General features: G+C 43.0%; 1 rRNA gene. It reads right to left on the bottom strand.

From position 1 onward, the window contains the following. A 23S ribosomal RNA gene (locus tag KO533_RS22870) occupies positions 1-80 on the bottom strand; the annotation flags it as partial. Positions 81-223: the final 143 nt, after the last annotated feature.

Below are 223 nucleotides of genomic sequence, written 5' to 3'. Positions count from 1 at the left end.
CAACGCTTTTCGCAAGTTACTACGTCCTTCATCGCCTCTGACTGCCAAGGCATCCACCGTATACGCTTAGTCGCTTAACCATACAACCCAAATGAGTTTCACTCACCTGAGTCGCATTGCGACCAGCTTGGTTTTACTTGTCTCACTTCTGACCAAAGAAGTGGACGCGCCTTAGACGTAAACTATTCAATAAAGAATAATTTACTATTGAATATTCAAGACA

Source organism: Shewanella sp. NKUCC05_KAH, from assembly GCF_019345585.1.
GTDB classification, from domain to species: domain Bacteria; phylum Pseudomonadota; class Gammaproteobacteria; order Enterobacterales; family Shewanellaceae; genus Shewanella; species Shewanella oncorhynchi.
The sequence above is the reverse complement of the archived record's forward strand: the minus strand, read 5'-3'. Positions and strand labels throughout refer to the sequence as shown.